Here is a 21,901-nt window from a genome sequence, read left to right on the forward strand (position 1 = left end):
GGGACGACGGGCAAGCAAAGTCAGCCAACCGTCAGCTGTGCCACCTGGCGAAACGTATGGATGATTTGCAGGCAGGCCCGGGCAGCCTCCTGGCCCTTGGTCAGGAAGTGCCGCGTGAAGAAGTCGATATGTTGTGCGTGTTCCTGGAAGTGATGTGGCGTCAGTACCGCTGACAGCATGGGTACGCCGGTTTCCATTTGCGCCGTGAGCAGAGCATTCACGACGCTTCCCGCAACGAAATCATGCCGGTAGATGCCGCCATCGACGACAAGACCGGCGGCGATGATCGCGTCGTAGCGTCCGGTCTCCGCCAGTCTCTTGGCGAGAAGTGGAATATCGAACGAACCGGGTGCGTCGAACACATCGAAGCGCTCTGGCTTGACGCCCTGACGCTGTAGCTCGCCTTCGAAGCCGATGCGGCACTGGTCGACGATATCGGCGTGCCATCGCGCCTGGATGAAGGCGATGCGCGGATTTGGTGGTGGATTGTGTGGGGTATTGCTATTCTGGAACTGATCCATGTCTTTCTCCTTCGAGTGGACGTGAATCAGGGCACAACCAAATATGGCTCGGGGCCGCTTCTAGGGCGGTCTCGCCTTTCAGTTGTTCTCTTTCATCCGGACTATACCGTCGGCTTCGGGATTGCACCGAAATCTGCTGACCTTTCCAGCGGGCTGGAAAGCGCTCGCGGGCTCGCACCTGACACCTTCCGGCATCCGGTGATTACCGCCGGTGGGGAATTGCGCCCCGCCCTGAGAACACTTAACGGCTGGCACCATAGTCGAACGGTTTCGGCGATCAAAGCCAAATTTCTAATATTGTGCTGCCCGGTCGACGATGTTTTTCAGAGGCTCGCCGCGCTCGTAGGATTCGATCTGGGCGATAATCTCGGGGACAAGCGCCTGCGGGCTGGAGCTTGCGGCAGCATGCGGCGTGACCATGACCTGCGGATGGGTCCACAAGGGGCTGTCCTTCGGCAGCGGTTCCTTGTTGAAAACATCAAGCGTCACCACCGACAGCATGCCGCGATCCAGCGCCGACAGAATATCAGGCTCGTTCTGCAGCCCGCCGCGTCCGGCATTGATCAGCGTCGGTGCGCCGAGCGGACCCTCCGCTTTCATCTGCGCAAACATGGTCATTGAGAGGATACCCTTGGTATCGGGCGTCAGCGGCAGCAAGCAAACCACGATGTCGACATCCTTGAGGAAGTCCTTGAGGCCATCCTTGCCGAAATGGGTAGTCACCCCTTCGATCGTCTGCAGCCGGCGGCTCCAGCCGCTGACCCTGAAGCCAAGCATGCGGAGTTTTTGCGCGGCATCACGTCCAAGCACACCGAGGCCCAGGATGCCAACGGTGACCTCATGCGCTGCGGGCTGGCGGCGATCCTCATGCCAGACTTTCTGGCGTTGCTGCTGACGGTAGCGCTGCCCGAGCCGCTGATGGTCGAGCACCTGCCAGACCACATATTCGCTCATGCGCATGGTGAGGTCAGGTGAGACAATGCGGACGATGGGAACATCCGGAATCTGCAGGTCATGGAAGACGTGATCGACGCCGGCGCCGAGCGAGAAGATCACCTCAAGGTTGGGTAGTCCGGCGAGCGACCCCTGCCGTTGTTTCCATACAAGGGCGTAGCGGATATTCTCCTTGTCCGTATCGGCATCGAGCACGAGTTTGCGGCCAGATGCGGCCTTGGCAAACTCGGAACGCCAGATCTCCGGATCCCATCCAGTTACGGCAAGTAAGATCTTATCGTCTGCATTCCCAGTCATTCACTAACCGCTCCCTGTTCGGCCGTTTCTATCCTGAAGGCGGCGGCCATCAGGGCTTTTGTATAGTCGGTCTTGGGTCTCGCGAAGATCTCCTCCGAAGGTCCGTATTCCACCGCCTTGCCATTGCGCATCACCAGCACGTCATTGGCAAGCGCCTTGACCACTTTCAGGTCGTGGCTAATGAAAAGATACGCCAGATTGTGCTTCTGCTGCAATGCGCGCAACAGGTCGACAACCTGCGCCTGCACGCTCATGTCGAGCGCCGATGTAGGCTCATCCAGCATCACGAACCGCGGATTGAGAACCATGGCCCTGGCTATCGCAATACGCTGGCGCTGGCCGCCCGAAAACTCGTGCGGATAGCGGAAGCGGTTCTCCGGGTCGAGGTTAACCTCCTTCAAGGCGGCGACCACACGCGCATCGCGCTGGTCTGGTGTGAGACCGGGTTCATGCACCTGCAGTCCTTCGGCGATGATGTCGGAGATCGACATGCGCGGTGAAAGCGAGCCATAGGGGTCCTGGAAGACGATTTGCAGGGCGCGGCGCAGCGGCCGCATCTCCCTGAACGAATACTTGTTGATGTCCTTGTCGCCGAAGCGGATGACGCCCTCGGACGAAATCATCCGCGACAGGGCGAGGCCAAGCGTCGTCTTGCCCGAACCGGATTCGCCGACGACGCCGAGTGTCTGCCCAGCGCGAATTGTCACGTCGATACCATCGACGGCCTTCACGTGATCGACGGTCTTGCGCAGGAATCCCTGCTTGATCGGGAACCATACCTTGATCTGCTCGCCATGCATGACTGGCTCTGCAGCAAGGTTCGCGGATGGTGGATTGCCCTTGGGCTCCGCGGCAAGGAGGTGCCGTGTGTATGCGTGCTGCGGATTGTCGAAGATCTCTTTGGTCGGCCCGGTCTCGACGATCTTTCCGCCGGTCATGACGCAGACGCGGTCGGCGATCTTGCGCACGATGCCGAGATCATGAGTGATGAACAACATCGACATGCCCTGCGCGGCCTTGAGATCGGCCAGGAGCTGGAGGATTTGCGCCTGGACGGTCACGTCGAGCGCAGTCGTCGGTTCGTCGGCGATCAACAGCTTCGGCTTGTTGGCGAGTGCCATGGCGATCATCACGCGCTGGCGCTGGCCACCGGAGAGCTGGTGCGGGTAGGCCGACATGCGCTTTTCAGGCTCGCGAATGCCGACTTCTTCAAGCAGCGCCAGCGTACGCTGGCGGGCCGCCTTGTCGCCCATGCCCTGGTGCAGCTTCAGCACTTCGCCGATCTGGTCCTCGATCGTGTGGAGCGGATTGAGCGAAGTCATCGGCTCCTGGAAGATCATGGTGATGTCGTTGCCGCGGACACGGCGCAGATCAGTCTCATCCTTGTCCAGAAGGTCTTCGCCGTTGAACAGGATCTGGCCCGACGGATGCGAGGCGGGCGGGTAGGGCAGGAGCTTCAGGATCGATAGCGCCGAGACCGATTTGCCGGAACCGGATTCGCCCACGAGCGCCACCGTTTCACCCTGGGCAATATCGAAAGAGATACGATCGACGGCGAGCGTGTCGCGCCCGCCTTGCGTGAAGGCAACGGAAAGGTCGCGGACGGAAAGGAGAGGGGCACTCATTTGAATGCCTTCCGCGGGTCGAAGGCATCGCGCGTCGCTTCGCCCACGAAAATCAGCAGCGACAGCATCAGCGAGATGACGACGAAACCTGTAAGTCCGAGCCACGGCGCCTGTAGATTGTTCTTGCCCTGCGCCAGCAGTTCACCGAGCGACGGCGATCCTGGCGGCAGGCCAAAGCCGAGGAAGTCGAGCGACGTCAAAGTGGTGATCGATCCGTTGAGAATGAAGGGCAGGAAGGTCAGCGTCGTCACCATGGCGTTGGGCAGGAGATGCCTGAACATGATCGTACGGTTGCGCACGCCAAGCGCCCGGGCGGCGTTGACATATTCGAAATTGCGGGCGCGCAGGAATTCGGCGCGGACGATGCCGACGAAGCTGACCCAAGAAAACAGCAGCATGATGCATAAAAGGATCCAGAAGCCTGGCGGCAGGATCGAGGCCATGATCAGGAGCAGATAGAGGGTCGGGACCGATGACCAGATTTCGATGAAACGCTGGGCGATCAGATCGAGCCAGCCGCCGAAATAGCCCTGCAACGCGCCTGCAGTCACGCCAATGACTGCGGAGGCGGCGGTCAGGATCAGGCCGAAGAGCACCGAGATGCGGAACCCATAGAGCGCACGCGCGAAGACGTCGCGCGCCTGGTCATCCGTGCCGAGAACATTCATGTTGCCGAAGGTGCAGTTCGGATCGTTGACACCTTGTGGATAGCGCGCGCAGCGCTCTTCTGGTGTGTAGAGCCAGAATGGTTTCGACGGCGCTGTATCGGGTAGCTCATTGTTGACAGTGCGGTAGGAATAGCGGACCGGCGGCCAGATTGCCCAGCCATTGGCGTTGATCTCGTCCTGGATCACCGGGTCGCGGTAGTCGGTGACCGCGTAAAAGCCGCCGAATTTCTCCTCGGGGTAATCAACAAGGACAGGAAACAGGATCTCGCCCTTATAGGAGACGAGGATCGGCTTGTCGTTGGCGATGAACTCGGCGAACAGCGAGGCAACAAACAGGAAAAGGAAAATCCACAATGCCCACCAGCCGCGCCGGTTGGCCTTGAAATTCTGCCAGCGGCGCGCGTTGAGCGGCGACAGGCGAGGGCGGCGGACAGGTAGAGCCGGTGCGCCAACAACATCGGTCATCAGACATCCCTCCGCTCGAAATCGATCCGCGGATCGATCCAGGTGTAGAGGAGATCCGACAGTAGGCTGACGATTACACCGACAAGCGCGAAGATATAGACGGTGGCGATCACCACCGGATAATCGCGGTTGATGATGGACTCGTAGCCGAGGAGGCCAAGACCATCGAGCGAGAAGATCGCTTCGATCAAGAGCTGCCCGGTGAAGAAGATCGAGATGAAGGCGCTCGGAAAGCCGGAGATGACGATCAGCATGGCGTTGCGGAACACGTGCCCGTAGAGGATCTTGCGCTCGCTCAGCCCCTTGGCACGGGCGGTCGTGACATACTGCTTGCGGATTTCATCGAGGAACGAGTTCTTGGTGAGGAGCGTCGTCGTCGCAAAGGCGGACAGCAGCATGGCCGTGAGCGGCAAGACCAGGTGCCACGCGTAGTCCACGATCTTGCCCCAGAGCGAAAGCTGCGAGAAATTGTTCGAGGTGAGACCCCGCAACGGGAACCAGTCAAAGAACGAGCCGCCGGCAAAGAAGACGATCAGCATGATGCCGAAGAGGAAGCCAGGTATGGCATAGCCGACGATGATGACGCCGCTCGTCCAGATATCGAAGGTGGAGCCATCATGTATAGCCTTGCGGATGCCAAGCGGTATAGAGATCATGTAGGAAAGTAGCGTCATCCAAAGGCCGAGTGATATGGAAACCGGCAGCTTTTCCTTGATCAGATCCACGACGCTGATGTCGCGGAAGTAGCTCTTGCCGAAATCGAAACGCACATAGTTCCAGACGAGCAGACCGAACCGTTCCAGCGGCGGCTTGTCGAGGCCGAACTGCTTTTCAAGACTGGCGATAAATGCCGGATCGAGCCCCTGTGCACCGCGATATTTTGAATTGTTTGTCCCGGTGCCGAGCTGGTCCTGGCCTTGGCCGAAATCAGCGCTGCCGCCGCCGATGCGGTCCATGGTGTTGCCGCCCTGGCCGGTGAGCTGGCCGATAATCCGCTGTACGGGGCCGCCGGGAACGAATTGCACAATGACGAAACAGACGAGCAACACCCCGAACAGGGTCGGGACCATCAGGACCAGGCGACGGAGAATATAAGCTCCCATCAAGAGCTCCCACTCATTGCCGCAGTTAAATCAAACCTTACCAATAGCTTTTGCCTTTGCTTCGTCAAACCACCAGAGCGTTTCAACCGGAAAACCATAATCGGGTTTTGGCTCCTTGAAGCCGAACACGTCCCAATAGGCGACCAGGTGATTCGCTGAGTACCAATTTGGAATCCAGTCGCGTCTTATACGCAAGAGTCGATCAAGAACACGCATGATTGTAACCAGTTCGGCACGCGAACCAGCCTCGCTGACCTTAGCGATCAGCGCATCGATCACGGGATCGGCAATGCCGGGGAAATTGTAGGAACTGGGCGCCGTGGCCGATACCGAACCGAAGATCGCCTCAAGCGATTCTCTAGTCGGTGTCGGACTGAGGAGGACGGCCATACCCATCATATCAAAATCGAAATCCTGCAATCTGAGCTGGTATTGCGCCGGATCGACGAGCCGCAACGAGGCGTTAATGCCGATCGCCTGGAGATTATTGATGAATGGCGTGTAGACACGGACGAACACTTCCGCCTGGATCAGCATTTCCAGATTGAGCGGTTTGCCTGCTTTATCGACAAAGCGGTTGGCCTCGCGCTTGAAACCGGCTTCGGTCAGGAGTTCCACGGCACGGCGCAGGTTCTTGCGGTCGCGTCCCGATCCGTCCGATGGCGCCTGCACAACGGCCTCGCCGAAGATTGCCTCCGGCAACTGTTCACGAAACGGCTCCATGGTGGCGAGTTCTTCGGGTGAGGGTTTCCCCGTCGCCAGGAAATCCGACATCTCGAACAGCGATTGCGATCTTTCATACATCCCGTAGAACAGGTTCTTCTGTGTCCACTCGAAGTCGAAGCAAAGTGCGATTGCCTCGCGGACACGCGGATCGCGGAAATGCTCGCGGCGCTGATTGATTGCCCACGCCTGAAGTTGCGGGCGTTTTTCGCCCGGGAACTCGCGCTTGACGACACGTTTTTGCTGGATGGCAGGGAAATTATACTCGGTCATCCAGGTCTTGGCCGTATGCTCCATGCGCCAGAAGATATCGCCTTTCTTGAAGGCTTCGAACTGCGGCTGGCGATCACGGTAGAAATCGATCTTGATGCGGTCGAAATGGTTCAATCCGCGCCGGACCGGTAGGTCTTTTGCCCAGTAATCGGCAACGCGTTCATACTCGATTCCCTGGCCGACAAAGATCTTGTCGGCGCGCCAGGCTCCCGACCCGAGTGGCGGCTGAAGCGTCGATGCTTCGAAATCGCGGGTCGCATACCAGGCTTTCGAGAGAATTGGCATATAGCCCGCAATATCGAGGATCGCCCTGTCGGAGTGTTTGCCAGTGAAGGTCAGGCGAAGCGTATGATCATCTTCGGCGGCGATTTCCTTCATCTGTGTCAGGAGAAGCAGAAGCTCGGGATGGCCTTTTTTTTGCAGCGTCTGGAAGCTGAAGACCACGTCATGAGCTGTCAGGGGTGAACCGTCGTGAAACCTTGCTTCCGGCCGCAGCTTGAACGTGAATGTGTTGCGGTCAGCAGAAACCGTCACGGTTTCCGCGACCAGCCCATAAATGGAATCGGGCTCGTCCAGCGCCGGAGCCATCAACGTGTCATAGCAAAGATCCATGCGTGGCGGGGCATCGCCCTTGGGCGAGTAAGTGTTCAGTGTGTTGAAGGTTTGCGGCGACTGGTTGTAAAGCCAGTTCGGCGGCGAGAAGATGAATGAGCCGCCCTTAGGTGCCTCCGGATTGGCGTAATCGAAATGTGTAAAGTCTTGTCGATATTTTAGCTCGCCGAAGGCCGAGAGACCGTGCAGCGGTACTCCGGTGGCGATGTCTGCCAGCGCGACGCGCGGGGCGATTGCAGTAAGTATCGTCGCGCTGGAAATTTTGAGGACATCGCGGCGGTTGAGAAGCGTCATTCGGCGCGCGCCTTCAGAGCCTGTTCCTTGGCGGTATCGATCCACCAGGAAAACGGGTCGATACCGACATACTCCGGCTGCTTCTCCGGCATGCCGAACTTGTTCCAGTAGGCGGTGTTGATCTTGTCGTCATACCATTGTGGCACCGCATAGAAATTCCACAAAAGAACCCGGTCGAGGGCGTGGGTAGCGGCAACGAGTTCGTCGCGATCCTTGGCAAAGACCACCCTGTCGATCAGCTTGTCGATGGCCGGGTTCTTGATGCCCATGTAGTTGCGGCTGCCGGGCGTGTCTGCCGCCAAAGAACTCCAGAAATCGCGTTGTTCGTTGCCGGGCGACTGGGTCTGAGCCATCACAATCATGATCACATCGTAATCGAAATCGTTCACGCGGGCGACGTACTGGCTGCTGTCGACCACCCGGATTGTTCCCTGGATGCCGATACGGCGCAGATTTTCGATGAAAGGCCCATATATCCGCTCATCGCTCGGGTCGTTGGCAAGGAATTCGATGGTCAGTGGCTGGCCGGTCTGCGTATTGACGAGCTTGCCGTTTTTCTGGTCATACCCCGCCTCGCGGAGCAGGGTCACGGCACGGCGCAGGTTCTCGCGCGCAGCCTGCGGTGTGTCGTAGACGGGCAGCTTGAATTCTTTGCTGAAAACCTCGTCTGGCACCTGGCCGCGCACGGTTTCAAGGATCTCCAGTTCCTTGCCCGTCGGCAGGCCGCTTGAGGCGAGATCGATTCCGGCGAAATAGCTGTTGATCCGCTTGTATTGACCGAAAAACATGTTCTTGTTCATGCTCTCGAAGTCATAGGCCAACGTAAGCGCCTCGCGGACCTTGGGATCCTTGAACTTGTCGCGGCGGGCGTTGAGAATGTAGCCCTGCATGCGGCCTATCGAGCGTTGGGGAAAGGTCTTCTTGATCACATCGCCCTTAGACACTGCCGGGAAGTCATATTCGCGTGTCCATCGCCCGATCCGGTTCTCCTGGCGGTAGTCCTCGAATCCACCTTTTTTGAACGCCTCCCAGCTGGCATTCACGTCGCGGAAATACTCGTAGCGAACGTGATCGAAATTGTTGCGCCCGACATTGACGGCGAGATCCTTGGCCCAATAATCGGGCACACGGGCCCACGTGATCGACTTGCCGGGAGCAACGCTCTGGATCTTGTAGGCGGACGATCCAAGCGGGATCTCCATTGTCGACTTGCTGACATCGCGTTTCTTGCCGCTGGGATCTGTGCCTTCCCACCAGTGCTTCGGCAATACAACCATGTCGCCCATGATGTTCGGCAGCTCGCGGTTGCCGCCGCTCGTGAAAGTGAAGGTCACTTCGCGGTCGCCAGTTTTCTCGGCCTTGACGACGTCATGATAGTACTTGTTGTACAGGGGGCTTTGCGCCTTCAGGATGCCAAAGGTCCAAATGACATCGTCAACCGTGATCGGCTGGCCGTCATGCCATTTCGCTGCCGGGTTGAGGCGAAATTTGACCCAGGCAAAGTCCTCCGGATAAGCCATCTGTTCAGCGATCAGGCTGTAGGTGGTCGAGGCCTGATCGAGCGATTGATTCATGAGCGTGTCGTAGAGGAGGCCGCCACCAAATCCGACAAGACCCGCAGCCGGTGCTCCTTGAACAACGTAGGGATTGAGGCTGTCAAAGCTTCCTTCCGCAGTCTGGTTCAGAGTTCCACCCTTGGGCGCGTCAGGATTCACATAATCATATTGTTTGAAGTCCGCCCCGTATTTCGGCTCGCCGAGGAGGCTTGTCCCATTTCGCCATTCTGGCTCAGCCGCTTGTACATTCTGAAAAGTGCCTATCGATGCGAGGGCAAGGATGACGAGGCTGGCAACGAAAGGACGAAATCGCAAATCGGTCTCCACAGGTTCTCTTTGGTGACCAGTCTAAGAGAAAATGCGGCGGAGAACAGGCCTTCACGGAAAAAACACGGGGTATTGATACAAAAAAGCCGGGCATTTGGCCCGGCTTTCCATGATCGTGAAGATTTATCTCAGTGGGCTGGCTTCTCGCCTGCGGGAGCGGCCGGTGCCGCGCCTTCGGCTGGAGCAGGTGCACCTTCGGCGGGCTTGGCCGCATCGCCGGCGGGAGCTGCATCGCCAGCTGGGGCAGCGTCCGCAGCCGGAAGCGGCTTGGGGCTGTCGGACAGCGTGCGCAGATAGGCAATCAGGTCGGCACGTTCATTATCCTTCTTGTCGCCGGCAAAGCCCATCGCCGTGCCTTTGATGTAGCCCTTCGGCGAGGTCAGGAAGTGGTTGAGATGATCATAGGTCCACTTCTCCTGGCCGCCTTTGGAGAAATCCTTCATGGGGCCGGAATAGCTAAAACCTGCATGTGTTGCGATCGGACGGTCGACGATGTCCCAAAGGTTCGGGCCAACCTTGTTTGCTCCGCCCTTGTCGCCCGTATGGCACGCAGCACAACGCTTGAAGATAGCTTCGCCGCGCGTTGCGTCAGCTGAAGCCAGCAACGTTGCGATCGGCACGGCTGCAGCAGCAGGAGCGCCGCCAGCCTCTGCCTCTCCGCCAGCTTCAGCCGCCTGAATGATGAAGCCGGGTTTCTCGGGTGCGTGGGAGTCGAATATAGAATCGGACAGGATGCCTGCCGTCATGACAACGAAGACGGTTGCCAGAAACGCCATGGCGTATTTGTTGAATGGTGTCGATTCCATCGTCGATCATTGCTCCATTTGTGTCCTGTGCAAATGTGCCGGACGCAGAGTTCCTGTTCGCGATTGCCAGGGCAATGCAGGAGCTTTGTGTTCAGCACACTTGCGGAGGTTCTCAATATCTGGTCAATGCAGATCGCTGCATTTTGTAATGAGAGTCCCCTCGTGATCGCGCGGAAACTAGGTCTTTTGCTCGCGACTTGCAACACATATAAGGGCGGTTCTGCCTGAGACTTTTTGACACCGTAGGCGCGTTCACGATGATGAAAATATTGACACTCATACCCGCTCGAATGGCTTCAACGCGGCTTCCAGACAAGCCGTTGGCTGATATTGCCGGCAAGCCGATGATCGTGCATGTGGCAGAACGGGCCAAGGCTGCGGGCCTTGGCCGCACCGTCGTTGCGACCGATAGCATCGATGTCAAGTCAGCGGTGGAATCACATGGCCTCGAGGCGGTGATGACCCGCAACGATCATGAGTCCGGCTCAGACCGCATCTATGAGGCGCTTCTCGCCCTTGATCCTGACGGTACGGTCGATGCTGTTGTCAATGTGCAGGGGGACTTGCCGACCATCGATCCGGAAATCATCAAACGTGCGCTCCTGCCTTTGCAGAATGGGCCCGCCGACATCGGGACGCTTGGCGTTGAAATTCGCCGCGAAGACGAGAAGACCAATCCGAACGTGGTGAAGATCATCGGTTCCACGATCGGCAAAGACCAGATGCGCGCGCTGTATTTTACCCGGGCAACTGCACCATCGGGCGATGGCCCTCTCTATCACCACATCGGACTTTACGCGTATCGGCGCGCGGCACTCGAGCGCTTCGTCGGGCTCGGCCCGTCGCCGCTCGAACGGCGCGAACGTCTGGAACAGTTGCGCGCGCTGGAAGCAGGTATGCGCATCGATGTTGAAATTGTTGATTCGGTGCCGCTCGGCGTCGATACGCCCGAAGATCTTCAACGGGCGCGTGACATCCTTACCTCAAAAGGCAATTGATAATGGCGAAATCCACCCGCATCTCCTTTCAGGGCGAACCTGGCGCGAACTCCGATACCGCATGCCGCAACATGTTTCCCGAGATGGAACCCATGCCATGTCCGACGTTCGAGGATGCGTTCAATGCCGTTGAGAGCGGTGCGGCCGACCTCGCCATGATCCCGATCGAGAACACGATCGCCGGGCGCGTTGCGGATATTCATCATCTTTTGCCGGAATCGCGCTTGCACATCGTAGGCGAGTATTTCCTGCCGATCCATTTTCAACTGATGGTTTTGCCCGGTACCAAGCGCAGTGACATCACGTCGGTCCACAGCCACATCCACGCACTCGGCCAATGCCGCAAATATATCCGCAAGAATGGCTGGAAGCCGGTCATCGCCGGCGACACCGCGGGAGCGGCACGGCTGGTTGCTGACGTCAGGGACAAGTCGATGGCGGCGCTGGCTCCGCGCCTTGCGTCGGATCTCTATGGTCTCGACATTCTGGAAGAGGATGTCGAAGACACCGAAAACAATGTCACGCGCTTTGTGGTGCTCAACAAGACGAAGAAGTGGGCGCCTCGCACCTCGGACGAACTGATGATGACGACGTTCGTTTTCCGCGTCAGGAACGTTCCGGCAGCGCTGTACAAAGCCATGGGCGGTTTCGCGACCAATGGCGTCAACATGACGAAGCTTGAAAGCTATCAAATCGACGGGAAGTTCACGGCAACCCAGTTCTATGCCGACATCGAAGGCCATCCGGACGACAAAAACGTTGCTCACGCGCTCGACGAGCTCGAATTTTTCTCCAAGGAAGTGCGGATTTTGGGTGTTTATCCTGCAGATACGACATTCCGCAGTACGCAGGACGAAGAAGAGTAGGGTTTAAGCCCCACTTTCGACCCAGCTGCGGATGAGGTGGGCGGCAATGGCGCCGGGCGGCGGCGTCATTAGCCCATCGGGATGCGTACGATCAAGCATCGTGATGGCTTCCTCACGCGAGAACCAGCGGCCGTCTTCAAGTTCGGATTTGTCGAGGGTGAAGTCGTCAGACAGCGCTTCGGCGTGGCAGCCGATCATCAGGGAGTAGGGGAACGGCCACGGCTGGCTGGCGTGGTAAAGCACACGGCCGACCGGAAGATTGGTCTCTTCAAGGGTTTCGCGCCGGACAGCATTCTCGATTGTTTCACCGGGCTCGATAAACCCTGCCAGGCATGAATACATGCCAGGCCCGAAATGCGGGCCACGCGCCAGCAGACATTTGTCGCCGCGCACCACCATCATGATCGCGACCGGATCGGTGCGGGGAAAGTGCTGGGCCTCACAATTGGGGCAGGTGCGACGGTAGCCTCCGTCGCGCATCACCGTTTCCGAGCCGCAGCGTCCGCAGAACTTATGATTGTCGTGCCAGCTCAGAAGCGAGACAGCCTGTGCCATTGCACCGAGCTGGTCCGGCGGAATAAGGCCTTGCGTGTAGACCGAACGATAGTCAATGGCCCTGATGGGCTCGGGCAAGGCAGCAAAATCCAGGCCGCTCGGCGATGCGAGAATTGGCGTATCGTCCTGGATACCAAGATAGATCGTCTTGTTTGGAGCAGGCAGCAGGGCGGTTGCTTCGTTCAGGGTGAAAAGGGCATCGCCCGAATCGCTCACGCTGACGAGTACCTGGCCCTGCCCGATAAGCAGCATGCGAGCATTGGCATTAGCCAGCGCGAGGGTCACCACATCGTCGCTGCGCTTTTCCGAATGACGATTGATCCTGTTGCCGGCAAAGCCGACAAAATGGCTCGCCTCCGTTTCCGGGACATCGAAAAGGCGAAACGACATGGCTGGAACTCCAGGAAACCGGTCCGGACGGGGGACTGCGTGCAATGATAATTATTAGATAGCCTTGAGTATGGCGTTCGCAAAGTCCCTTGCGTCTTTTTCGCCGTAGGGTTCGCGCGTGCCGTGTCCCCAGACTGGGCCGGGCCAAGCGGGATCGCCGGTATTGCGGGCGATCACATGCAGGTGCAACTGGCGGACGATATTGCCGAGCGCTCCGGTATTGATCTTTTCGCAGTTGACGACAGCTTTCAACGCCTGTGCTGCGATCCCGGTTTCAAAGGTCAGCATCGTCTGATCAAGCGGCGTAAGCTCGTGAATTTCGCAGATGCCAGGACGTTGCGGCACGAGGATGAGCCACGGCCAGCGGCGGTCATTCATCAGGCGCAGATCGCAGAGGCCCAGCCTTGCAATGGAAAATGTGTCTGCTGCAAGTTTGCTGTCGAGCGTAAAAACCATGATTCATCCTAGATAACAGTTTTTTCGCCGTTCCGCTTGCTTTTTGCGTGTGAATTGACGATATGAGCCTCGGGAGGTTGGTGGTGGACGAGCCACTCGCCAACCGGGTCAGGTCCGGAAGGAAGCAGCCCCAACGAGCCAGGCACGGGTCGCCGTGCCAGCCTCCCACCCTTTCTTCTTGCAACCTTGCCTGTGTCAAAGCCATCAAGCGGCATTGACGCTGCGGTGCACGGCGGTCCAAACTTGCACCGCACGCGAGAAGTCAATGCAGGAGCGGAATTGAACGCGATGGACACGAAAACGCCAGACAGCGCCTATCGCGTGCTCGCCCGCAAATATCGCCCGCAGAATTTTGACGACCTGATCGGTCAGGAGCCGATGGTCCGCACGTTGACCAATGCGTTCGAGACCGGACGCATCGCCCAGGCGTGGATGCTGACCGGGGTGCGCGGTGTCGGCAAGACCACGACGGCCCGAATTCTGGCGCGAGCGCTCAACTACAAGACCGCTGATATCGAAAAGCCGACCATCGATCTGACAGTGCCGGGCGAACATTGCCAGGCGATCATGGAAGGCCGCCATGTCGACGTGATCGAGATGGATGCCGCCTCGCATACGGGTATCGATGATATTCGTGAGATCATCGAGCAGGTGCGCTACCGCCCGGTGTCGGCACGCTACAAGGTCTATATCATCGACGAAGTGCACATGCTCTCCAACCAGGCCTTCAACGGTCTGTTGAAAACACTGGAAGAACCACCACCCCATGTGAAATTCATCTTCGCAACGACGGAAATCCGCAAGGTTCCGATCACGGTGCTGTCGCGCTGCCAGCGCTTCGACTTGCGCCGCATCGACACCAGCGTGCTTACCCGTCATCTCAAGAAGATCGCCGATCTCGAAGCGATTGCCGTGGATGATGCGTCGCTTGCGATGATTGCCCGCGCGGGCGAGGGATCCGTGCGTGACTCCTTGTCCATATTCGATCAGGCAATCGCCCATGGTGCGGGCGCTGTCGAGGCGGAGGCTGTCCGTTCCATGCTGGGCCTTGCCGATCGTGCCCGCATCATCGACCTGTTCGAGATGCTGATGGCCGGCGATGTTGCTTCGGCATTGCGCGAGTTTCGTGCGCAGTATGATGTCGGCGCCGATCCGAGCGTTGTGCTTACCGACCTTGCCGATTTCAATCACCTGGTGACGCGTATCCGTTTCACTCCGGATGTGGCCGATGACATTTCGCTGTCGGAAGACGAGAGGACACGCGGCCGGGATTTTGCCGAGAAGCTATCCATCCGCGTTCTGTCCCGTACCTGGCAAATGCTGCTGAAGGGCATTGCCGAGGTCGACAGTTCGAGCCGTCCGGTGCAGTCAGCAGAAATGCTGCTGATCCGCCTGGCTCACGCCGCTGACCTTCCCACACTCGATGAGGCTTTGAAATCGCTTGAGGAAGGCGGAACGCTCTCCACTCAAACGCCGCGCGCCGACAGCCCCCGTCCGGGCAATGGTGGTGCAACCATGGCGCGTCCTGCACCAGCGGATGTGGTCGCTTCGTCACGTGGTTCGGTCAATTCCAATGGCGGCGCCACAATGCGTCTCGTCGAACCTGCGGCAAGGCCTGAGCCGATCGTTCCACCGCAATCGGTCGTTGAGGAAACGGCGCCAACGGTGCCGGTTAACAGCATCGATGATATTATCGCGCTCGCAGACAAGCAGCGCAACATGCAGTTCAAGATCATGGTCAAGAACTGCGTGCGGCTTGTCAGCCTCAAGCCTGGCCGGCTTGAGATCAACCTGACCGACAATGCGCCGAAGACGCTTCTGACCGACCTGTCGCAGAAGCTGAGCGACTGGACCGGTATCCGCTGGATGGTATCGCTGTCGCGCGAGCAGGGCGCAGCAACGATCAGCGAAACCGAAACGGCGAAACGCGACTCTTTGTTGAGTGATGCGCGCGCTGATCCTGATGTCGCGGCGATCCTGGCGAAATTCCCCGGCGCCAAGATCATCAATGTGCGCATCTCGACGCCTGCCGGACAGGCCGATGGCGAAATGACAAGTGGTTCGATGCCCGGTGATGATACACTGGCACCGGCCGAAGAAGACGACTGACGAACAGGAGCTCCCCATGCGTGACATTATGGGCATGATGAAACAGGCGAAGGAAATGCAGGCCAAGATGGCGGCCATGCAGGAAGAGATCGCTGCACTCGAAGCCGAGGGACATGCGGGCGGCGGCCTCGTCACCGTCAAGCTGTCCGGCAAGGGTGCCCTGACCGGGCTGACCATCGATCCGTCGCTGTTCAAGGAAGACGACATCGAGGTCATCGAAGACTTGATCATCGCTGCCCATAACGAAGCCAAGGCGAAGGTCGAGGCGATTATGGCGGAAAAGACGCAGGCCCTGACTGCCGGTCTGCCGATACCGCCAGGTTTCAAGCTGCCGTTCTAACGGTCAGCAAACAACCACAAGTTTGTTGGAAAGAGCATTGATATTGACTATATTGCTCTTGGAGTGGGGAACGAGCTCTCGCCCGTCCCCCTTTCTAATTTTGTAAAATGAACCGGAATGTCAGTGTCCAGCTGGTCCGGGTTCTTTTTACGATGAGAGTGATGCTAAACGGAAAAATCCGCATAACTTCATCTCCAAGTTCGATGGCAAGGCCTGTTACCGCAGTCGGGTAGCCCATCTTCCCGATGCATCGGCTGGTACGATGCTGCTGCTTTACCTCGAACCGTACTCACGCACGGTTTGATCATTGCCTGACCATTGATGTGCCGCAACGCATGCAGGGTTGTACTTTTCGAGCGAGCCATTTGCGGCGGTTGTCGTCCGCAGCGCGCTCTTTGATTCCCTAAAGTTGCAAATTGATCTAAACCGTCGCTATGTCGAAACGAATCGCCGGTCCCGAAATTGAGCGTCTGATCCAGCTCCTGGCCAAAGTGCCGGGGCTCGGGCCGCGCTCGGCGCGCCGGGCCGCGCTGCATCTCATCAAGAAGAAAGAGGCCCTGCTGATCCCGCTTGGCTCGGCCATGCAGGAAGCGGCCGACAAGGTGCGCGTCTGCTCGACCTGTGGCAATGTCGACACCTCCGACCCCTGCATGATCTGCACGGATTCGCGTCGTGAGCGTGCGACGCTGATCGTCGTGGAAGATGTCTCGGATCTCTGGGCATTGGAGCGCGCTGGTTCCATGAATGTGCGTTACCATGTGCTGGGTGGACGCCTGTCTCCGCTCGATGGCATTGGACCCGATGATCTCAACATAGCGACGCTCGTTAGCCGGGTGACGGAGGGAGACATCAAAGAAGTCATCCTTGCCGTAAACGCGACGGTCGAGGGCCAGACTACCGCGCATTACATCACCGATCAGCTTGCGGGCCTCGATGTACGCATTACCCGATTGGCTCACGGCGTGCCGGTGGGCGGCGAACTGGATTATCTCGACGAAGGAACATTGGCAGCGGCATTGCGTGCCCGCACGTCATTTTAGGGAGAACAGGGCTTGAGCAAGAGCAATTGGAGACTTGGCCTCGCTGCAGGGATTGCAATGGCCTTTGCTTTCTGTTCGAACCAGGGCTTCGCGGCTTCAAAATCCGAAATTGAAGCACAGTTTCAAATTTGGCTTGCCAATGATCTTTGGCCCGAGGCCAAGGCGAAGGGCATTTCCAAAGCAACTTTCGACCAGGCTTTTGCCGGTGTCACGCTCAACTTCGATCTGCCGGACCTCGTCATGCCGGGAGAAGAGCCGAAGACGCCGCAAAAGCAGGCCCAATCCGAGTTCGGCTCCCCCGGTAAATATTTCAACACCAAGACTGTTAACGCCGTCACGTCCGGGGGGACTGCGCGCGCCGGCCAATATGGGCGGATCCTGAAGGCGGTTGAAAGCAAGTATGGCGTGCCCGGAGAGATCGCCCTTGCGATCTGGGGCCGCGAGAGCGGGTTTGGCAGCGTCAAGATTCCCTACAACGCCTTTACGGTGCTTGGCACCAAGGCGTTCATGGCGACGCGCAAGGACATGTTCCGCGGCGAGCTTGTCGCAGCGCTGGAGATCATCGAGAAGGGCTACATTGGCGCAGGCAGCATGAAAAGCTCATGGGCGGGGGCACTCGGCCAGCCGCAATTCATGCCGACCTCCTATCTTGAACATGCTGTCGATTTTGACGGTGACGGGAAGCGTGACATCTGGAACTCGGTGCCGGATACGCTTGGTTCGATTGCACATTATCTTGCGCAGTATGGCTGGCAGCGTGGCCGCGACTGGGGCTATGAGGTCAATGTGCCAGAGAGCGTCAGTTGTGCGCTCGAAGGACCGGATCAAGGCAAGCCTTTCGCGGCATGGGCCAAGCTCGGCATTGCCCGTGTTAACGGCAAGCCATTTCCGTCCGGCGAAACCAAACGCGAGGGCTTTCTGTTGATGCCGGCGGGCCGGCATGGTCCAGCTTTCATCGTCACCAAGAATTTCTACGTGCTCAAGGAATACAATATGAGCGATCTCTATGCGCTGTTTATCGGCCATGCCGGGGATCGTATCGCACATGGCGCGGCAGAATTCTCGGCAGGCTGGGGTGATGTAGGCGGCCTCTATCGCTCCGACATCGCCGGTCTGCAAAAGACGCTGGAAAAGAAGGGCTACGATGCGGGCGGCGCGGATGGATTCCCTGGCTTCAAGACACGCCGATCCATAGGCGACTGGCAGGCCAAACAAGGCATGGCGCCAACCTGCTTTCCCGACAAGGATCTGATCAAGGCAATTGGCTGAAGATTCACTTCGTTCTCATATCGAAACGCTCTAGATTGGTAGAGGATTGAGAGTGGGAGCCGCATCATGCCAGCCAACGAGCGATCAAAACACATCACCGAAGGCGTCGCACGTTCGCCCAATCGGGCCATGTACTATGCACTTGGTTATGAGAAAGGGGATTTCGACAAGCCGATGATCGGCATCGCCAATGGGCACTCGACAATCACGCCCTGCAATGCTGGCCTCCAGCCATTGGCCGATGCGGCTGTCGCTGCGGTCAAGGCGGCTGGCGGCAATCCGCAAATCTTCGGCACCCCAACCATTTCCGATGGCATGGCGATGGGCACGGAAGGGATGAAGTATTCGCTGATATCGCGTGAGGTCATTGCCGACTGCATCGAGACCTGCGTCAATGGCCAGTGGATGGACGGGGTTCTCGTGATCGGGGGCTGCGACAAGAACATGCCCGGCGGCATGATAGCCATTGCCCGCACCAATGTCCCTGCCATCTATGTCTATGGCGGCACCATCAAGCCTGGCAAGTGGAAGGGCAAGGACCTTTCTATCGTGTCCTCTTTCGAAGCTGTCGGCTCTTTCATGGCAGGGAAGATGAGCGAGGAGGATTTTGAGGGCATCGAACGCCACGCCTGTCCCTCGACCGGCTCTTGCGGCGGTATGTATACCGCCAACACGATGAGTTCGGCCTTCGAAGCGCTAGGCATGTCGCTGATGTCTTCGTCAACCATGGCCAATCCCGATGCGGAAAAAGTCGACAGCACCGCTGAATCGGCACGCGTGCTGGTTGAGGCCGTGCGCAGGAATATCCGGCCGCGCGACATCATCACCCGCAAATCGATCGAGAATGCCGTGGCGCTGATCATGGCGACCGGCGGCTCTACCAATGGGGTACTGCATTTCCTGGCCATCGCCCATGCTGCGGAGGTGGAATGGACACTGGACGATTTCGAACGGGTGCGCCGGAAGGTTCCGGTGCTCTGCAACCTGCGTCCGTCGGGGCAGTATATGGCTGTGGACCTGCATAAGGTCGGGGGTATACCGCAGGTACTGAAGATCCTGTTGAATGCGGGCCTTCTGCATGGCGATTGCCTGACGATTACCGGGCGCACGCTTGCCGATGAGCTGGCGCATATCCCCGATTCACCGCCGGCGGACCAGAACATCATCCGGCCTATCGACAAGGCGCTCTACAAGGAAGGCCATCTGGCGATCCTCAAAGGCAACCTCGCTACGGGTGGGGCGGTTGCAAAGATCACGGGCCTCAAGAATCCGGTCATCAAGGGACCTGCGCGTGTTTTTGACGACGAGCAGTCGGCCATGGATGCAATCCTCTCTGACAAGATAAGGCCGGGCGACGTGTTGGTCCTGCGCTATCTTGGCCCGAAAGGCGGGCCCGGCATGCCGGAGATGCTAGCGCCGACGTCCGCTATTATTGGCCGCGGGCTTGGCGAGAGTGTCGGCCTGATCACAGATGGGCGCTTCTCGGGTGGGACCTGGGGCATGGTCGTTGGCCACGTCACGCCGGAAGCCTTTGAAGGCGGCACCATCGCCCTGGTCCGGGAAGGCGACATGATCACCATCGACGCGCACCAGCAATTGCTGCAGCTTGATGTGGACGAGGCAGAGCTGGAAAAGCGGCGCAAGAATTGGCAGCAGCCGGCGCCGCGATACACGCGCGGGGTGCTGGCGAAGTTTGCCAAGCTGGCAAAATCGGCAAGCGAGGGCGCAGTGACGGGTTAAACCCTTGTCTTGAGATTTATCGCCTGAGTAACGCCTGCGATGTGGTGCCCGGATCAGTGAATTGGTCCGGGCTTTTCTTTGCTGCTTGTTTGCACGGACTTGTCATTTATACCCATATGTGAAAATAATATTCACAAGAGAAGATGTAGGAGGAGCGTTATGCGATCTGCAATGCACGTTCATCGAGGTATGATGCGATGAGCGATTTCGCGCCCACAGTTGGCGTCTCTTCCACTCGACCCAGGAACATGCCGGCGGATCATGCCGCGCTGCCTGTTTGGAATGCCGAAAACTGGTTCTACGAGGATTGGCCGGCCGGCCAGAAAATCCGATCGCTGCGCCGGACGATCGCGGAAAGCGACAGCCATCTCTTCAACACGCTCGTCACCGACATCCACCCATACGTACAGGACCAGATGTTTGCCGAAAGCGAGGGCGTCTTTGGCAAGCGGCTCGTCGCCGGTGCGTTCGTATTTTCAGCTGGGCTTGGCCTTGTCGCCACCAATTGCGTCAATGCCTTTTCCTACGGCTATGACAAGTTGCGTTTCATCAAGCCGGTATTTCTCAACGATACAATCTACACGATCCGAACGAACCTCGAAAAACGCCCGCGCTACAAGGAATTGGGCCTGATCCGCGCCAGCTACGAAGTGTTCAAGAATGAGGGAGAACTCGTTCTCTACTGCGAACATCTGCAGACCGTGAAGTACCAGAACCCCGACGATTTCATTGGAAAGACCGAAAAATAATGACTGCCGCGATCGATTTACCGCTGACGGGCCTGCTCGTCGTTGATATGAGCCAATTCCTGTCAGGACCCTATGCATCGCTGCGGCTGATGGATCTTGGCGCCCGCGTGATCAAGGTCGAACGTCCCGATGGCGGCGATCTCTCAAGGCGTCTCTATCTCAGCGACACCGAAATCGGTGGGGATTCGACGATTTTCCACGCCATTAATCGAGCCAAAGAAAGCCTCGCCATTGATCTGAAGGACGCGGCCGACCTTGCGACGCTGAAGGGATTGCTTACCCGGGCCGACGTGCTGATCCAGAATTTCCGCCCCGGAGTCATCAATCGGCTGGGCCTCGACTACGAGGCGGTGAAGGCGATCAATCCACGCCTCGTCTATGCCAGCATCAGTGGTTATGGCGAAGAGGGGCCATGGGTGACGCGTCCAGGTCAAGACCTTCTGGCACAATCGCGGTCGGGCCTGATGTGGCTCAACGGAGACGAGAGCCAGGGGCCCGTTCCCTTCGGTCTGGCCGTCGGCGATATGCTTGCAGGAGCTGCGACGGTGCAAGGGATTCTGGCGGCGCTCGTGCGGCGCGGTATTAGCGGCGAGGGTAGCCATATCGAGACCAGCCTCATGGAATCGCTCATCGACTTCCAGTTTGAGGTCTTGACCACCCATTTGAACGATGGCGGGCGCCTGCCGAAGCGCTCGGATTTCCGCAGCGCTCACGCCTATCTGTCCGCGCCCTATGGTGTCTACCAGACGAAAGACAGCTATCTCGCACTAGCGATGACGCCACTGCCGAAGTTGGCTGATCTTCTCGAGTTGGATGAACTTGCACCGTATCGCGATATGCCGGCCACATGGTTTACGGCACGCGATGCGATCAAGCGCATCATAGCGGCCAAACTCGCAACTGAAACAACGGATCATTGGCTTTCCATACTCGAGCCCGCCGATATCTGGTGCGCCAAGGTACTGAACTGGGAGGAACTCCTGCAGAGCGACGGCTTCAAGGTTCTCGATATGCTGCAGACAGTGAACCGCGAAGACGGCGTCTCTATCCTGACCACCCGCTCACCCATTCGCGTCAATGGCAAGCGGGCAAAGTTCGACCGCGCCGCGCCGCGCATCGGCGAACACAGCAAGGCAATCCGCAAGGAGTTTGGCCTGTGAGTGAA

19 protein-coding genes, 1 other RNA gene and 1 riboswitch are annotated in these 21,901 nt (G+C 58.3%); of the genes, 10 read left to right on the forward strand and 10 right to left on the reverse strand.

Translation table 11 applies throughout. The features are described 5' to 3' along the window. Window positions 1-20 precede the first annotated feature (20 nt). The 8 genes from CU102_RS13795 to CU102_RS13830 all read right to left on the reverse strand — a co-directional run bounded on the left by CU102_RS13795 (window position 21) and on the right by CU102_RS13830 (window position 10,224). The gene (locus CU102_RS13795) at window positions 21-521 is read right to left on the reverse strand and encodes a 6,7-dimethyl-8-ribityllumazine synthase (protein WP_106711678.1); all 501 of its coding nucleotides are present in this window, start codon (window positions 519-521) and stop codon (window positions 21-23) included. Between the two features lie 80 nt (window positions 522-601). Beyond that, a riboswitch (FMN riboswitch) is annotated at window positions 602-764 on the reverse strand. A gap of 48 nt (window positions 765-812) precedes the next feature. Next, window positions 813-1,772: a 2-hydroxyacid dehydrogenase gene (locus CU102_RS13800; RefSeq protein ID WP_106711679.1), complete on the reverse strand. Its 960-nt coding sequence runs from the start codon at window positions 1,770-1,772 to the stop codon at window positions 813-815. Next, the gene (locus tag CU102_RS13805) at window positions 1,769-3,397 is read right to left on the reverse strand and encodes an ABC transporter ATP-binding protein (protein ID WP_106711680.1); all 1,629 of its coding nucleotides are present in this window, start codon (window positions 3,395-3,397) and stop codon (window positions 1,769-1,771) included. Before CU102_RS13805 ends, CU102_RS13800 begins: the two co-directional genes overlap by 4 nt. Further along, entirely contained in the window at window positions 3,394-4,530 is a 1,137-nt protein-coding gene (locus CU102_RS13810; protein ID WP_106711681.1) for an ABC transporter permease, read from the reverse strand. The genes CU102_RS13805 and CU102_RS13810 overlap by 4 nt, the downstream gene beginning before the upstream one ends. Then, window positions 4,530-5,633 carry a microcin C ABC transporter permease YejB gene (locus CU102_RS13815; RefSeq protein WP_106711682.1) on the reverse strand — a complete coding sequence of 368 codons (1,104 nt, stop codon included), beginning with the start codon at window positions 5,631-5,633 and terminating at the stop codon, window positions 4,530-4,532. Before CU102_RS13815 ends, CU102_RS13810 begins: the two co-directional genes overlap by 1 nt. A 30-nt stretch (window positions 5,634-5,663) precedes the next feature. Next, window positions 5,664-7,535: an extracellular solute-binding protein gene (locus CU102_RS13820; RefSeq protein ID WP_106711683.1), complete on the reverse strand. Its 1,872-nt coding sequence runs from the start codon at window positions 7,533-7,535 to the stop codon at window positions 5,664-5,666. After that, window positions 7,532-9,406 carry an extracellular solute-binding protein gene (locus CU102_RS13825; RefSeq protein WP_106711777.1) on the reverse strand — a complete coding sequence of 625 codons (1,875 nt, stop codon included), beginning with the start codon at window positions 9,404-9,406 and terminating at the stop codon, window positions 7,532-7,534. Before CU102_RS13825 ends, CU102_RS13820 begins: the two co-directional genes overlap by 4 nt. Window positions 9,407-9,546: 140 nt before the next feature. Further along, window positions 9,547-10,224 carry a c-type cytochrome gene (locus CU102_RS13830; protein ID WP_106711684.1) on the reverse strand — a complete coding sequence of 226 codons (678 nt, stop codon included), beginning with the start codon at window positions 10,222-10,224 and terminating at the stop codon, window positions 9,547-9,549. Between the two features lie 260 nt (window positions 10,225-10,484). Here CU102_RS13830 and CU102_RS13835 point away from each other — a divergent pair, with 260 nt between their 5' ends. After that, a complete protein-coding gene (locus tag CU102_RS13835) occupies window positions 10,485-11,222 on the forward strand; it encodes a 3-deoxy-manno-octulosonate cytidylyltransferase (RefSeq protein ID WP_106711778.1) in 738 nt (245 codons plus the stop codon). A 2-nt stretch (window positions 11,223-11,224) separates the two neighbouring features. Beyond that, window positions 11,225-12,088 (forward strand): prephenate dehydratase, encoded by an 864-nt coding sequence (locus CU102_RS13840; protein WP_208113821.1) that lies wholly within the window; start codon window positions 11,225-11,227, stop codon window positions 12,086-12,088. A gap of 3 nt (window positions 12,089-12,091) precedes the next feature. Here CU102_RS13840 and nudC read toward each other — a convergent pair whose 3' ends face one another. Next, window positions 12,092-13,033, reverse strand: coding sequence for an NAD(+) diphosphatase (gene nudC / locus CU102_RS13845; RefSeq protein WP_106711685.1), 942 nt, complete (start codon window positions 13,031-13,033; stop codon window positions 12,092-12,094). Between the two features lie 54 nt (window positions 13,034-13,087). Further along, entirely contained in the window at window positions 13,088-13,492 is a 405-nt protein-coding gene (locus CU102_RS13850; RefSeq protein WP_106711686.1) for an HIT domain-containing protein, read from the reverse strand. A 69-nt stretch (window positions 13,493-13,561) separates the two neighbouring features. On the opposite strand from CU102_RS13850, the gene ffs reads away from it, so the two are divergent. The 8 genes from ffs to CU102_RS13890 all read left to right on the forward strand — a co-directional run bounded on the left by ffs (window position 13,562) and on the right by CU102_RS13890 (window position 21,896). After that, window positions 13,562-13,658: signal recognition particle sRNA small type (gene ffs, locus CU102_RS13855), an RNA gene on the forward strand. A 74-nt stretch (window positions 13,659-13,732) separates the two neighbouring features. Continuing rightward, a complete protein-coding gene (locus CU102_RS13860; RefSeq protein ID WP_280951900.1) occupies window positions 13,733-15,598 on the forward strand; it encodes a DNA polymerase III subunit gamma/tau in 1,866 nt (621 codons plus the stop codon). 16 nt (window positions 15,599-15,614) lie between these two features. Beyond that, on the forward strand, window positions 15,615-15,938 hold the full coding sequence (locus CU102_RS13865) for a YbaB/EbfC family nucleoid-associated protein (RefSeq protein ID WP_106711780.1): 324 nt from the start codon (window positions 15,615-15,617) through the stop codon (window positions 15,936-15,938). Between the two features lie 434 nt (window positions 15,939-16,372). Further along, window positions 16,373-16,978, forward strand: coding sequence for a recombination mediator RecR (gene recR / locus CU102_RS13870; protein WP_106711688.1), 606 nt, complete (start codon window positions 16,373-16,375; stop codon window positions 16,976-16,978). Window positions 16,979-17,035: 57 nt separating this feature from the next. Beyond that, a complete protein-coding gene (locus tag CU102_RS13875; RefSeq protein WP_208113823.1) occupies window positions 17,036-18,247 on the forward strand; it encodes a lytic murein transglycosylase in 1,212 nt (403 codons plus the stop codon). Window positions 18,248-18,313: 66 nt separating this feature from the next. Then, entirely contained in the window at window positions 18,314-19,987 is a 1,674-nt protein-coding gene (gene ilvD / locus CU102_RS13880) for a dihydroxy-acid dehydratase (protein ID WP_106711690.1), read from the forward strand. 197 nt (window positions 19,988-20,184) lie between these two features. Further along, entirely contained in the window at window positions 20,185-20,736 is a 552-nt protein-coding gene (locus CU102_RS13885) for a MaoC family dehydratase (protein ID WP_106711691.1), read from the forward strand. Further along, complete coding sequence (locus tag CU102_RS13890; RefSeq protein ID WP_106711692.1) at window positions 20,736-21,896, forward strand: CaiB/BaiF CoA transferase family protein; 1,161 nt, start codon at window positions 20,736-20,738, stop codon at window positions 21,894-21,896. Before CU102_RS13885 ends, CU102_RS13890 begins: the two co-directional genes overlap by 1 nt. The last annotated feature ends 5 nt before the right edge of the window (window positions 21,897-21,901 follow it).

It is taken from the genome of Phyllobacterium brassicacearum (genome assembly GCF_003010955.1).
GTDB classification, from domain to species: domain Bacteria; phylum Pseudomonadota; class Alphaproteobacteria; order Rhizobiales; family Rhizobiaceae; genus Phyllobacterium; species Phyllobacterium brassicacearum.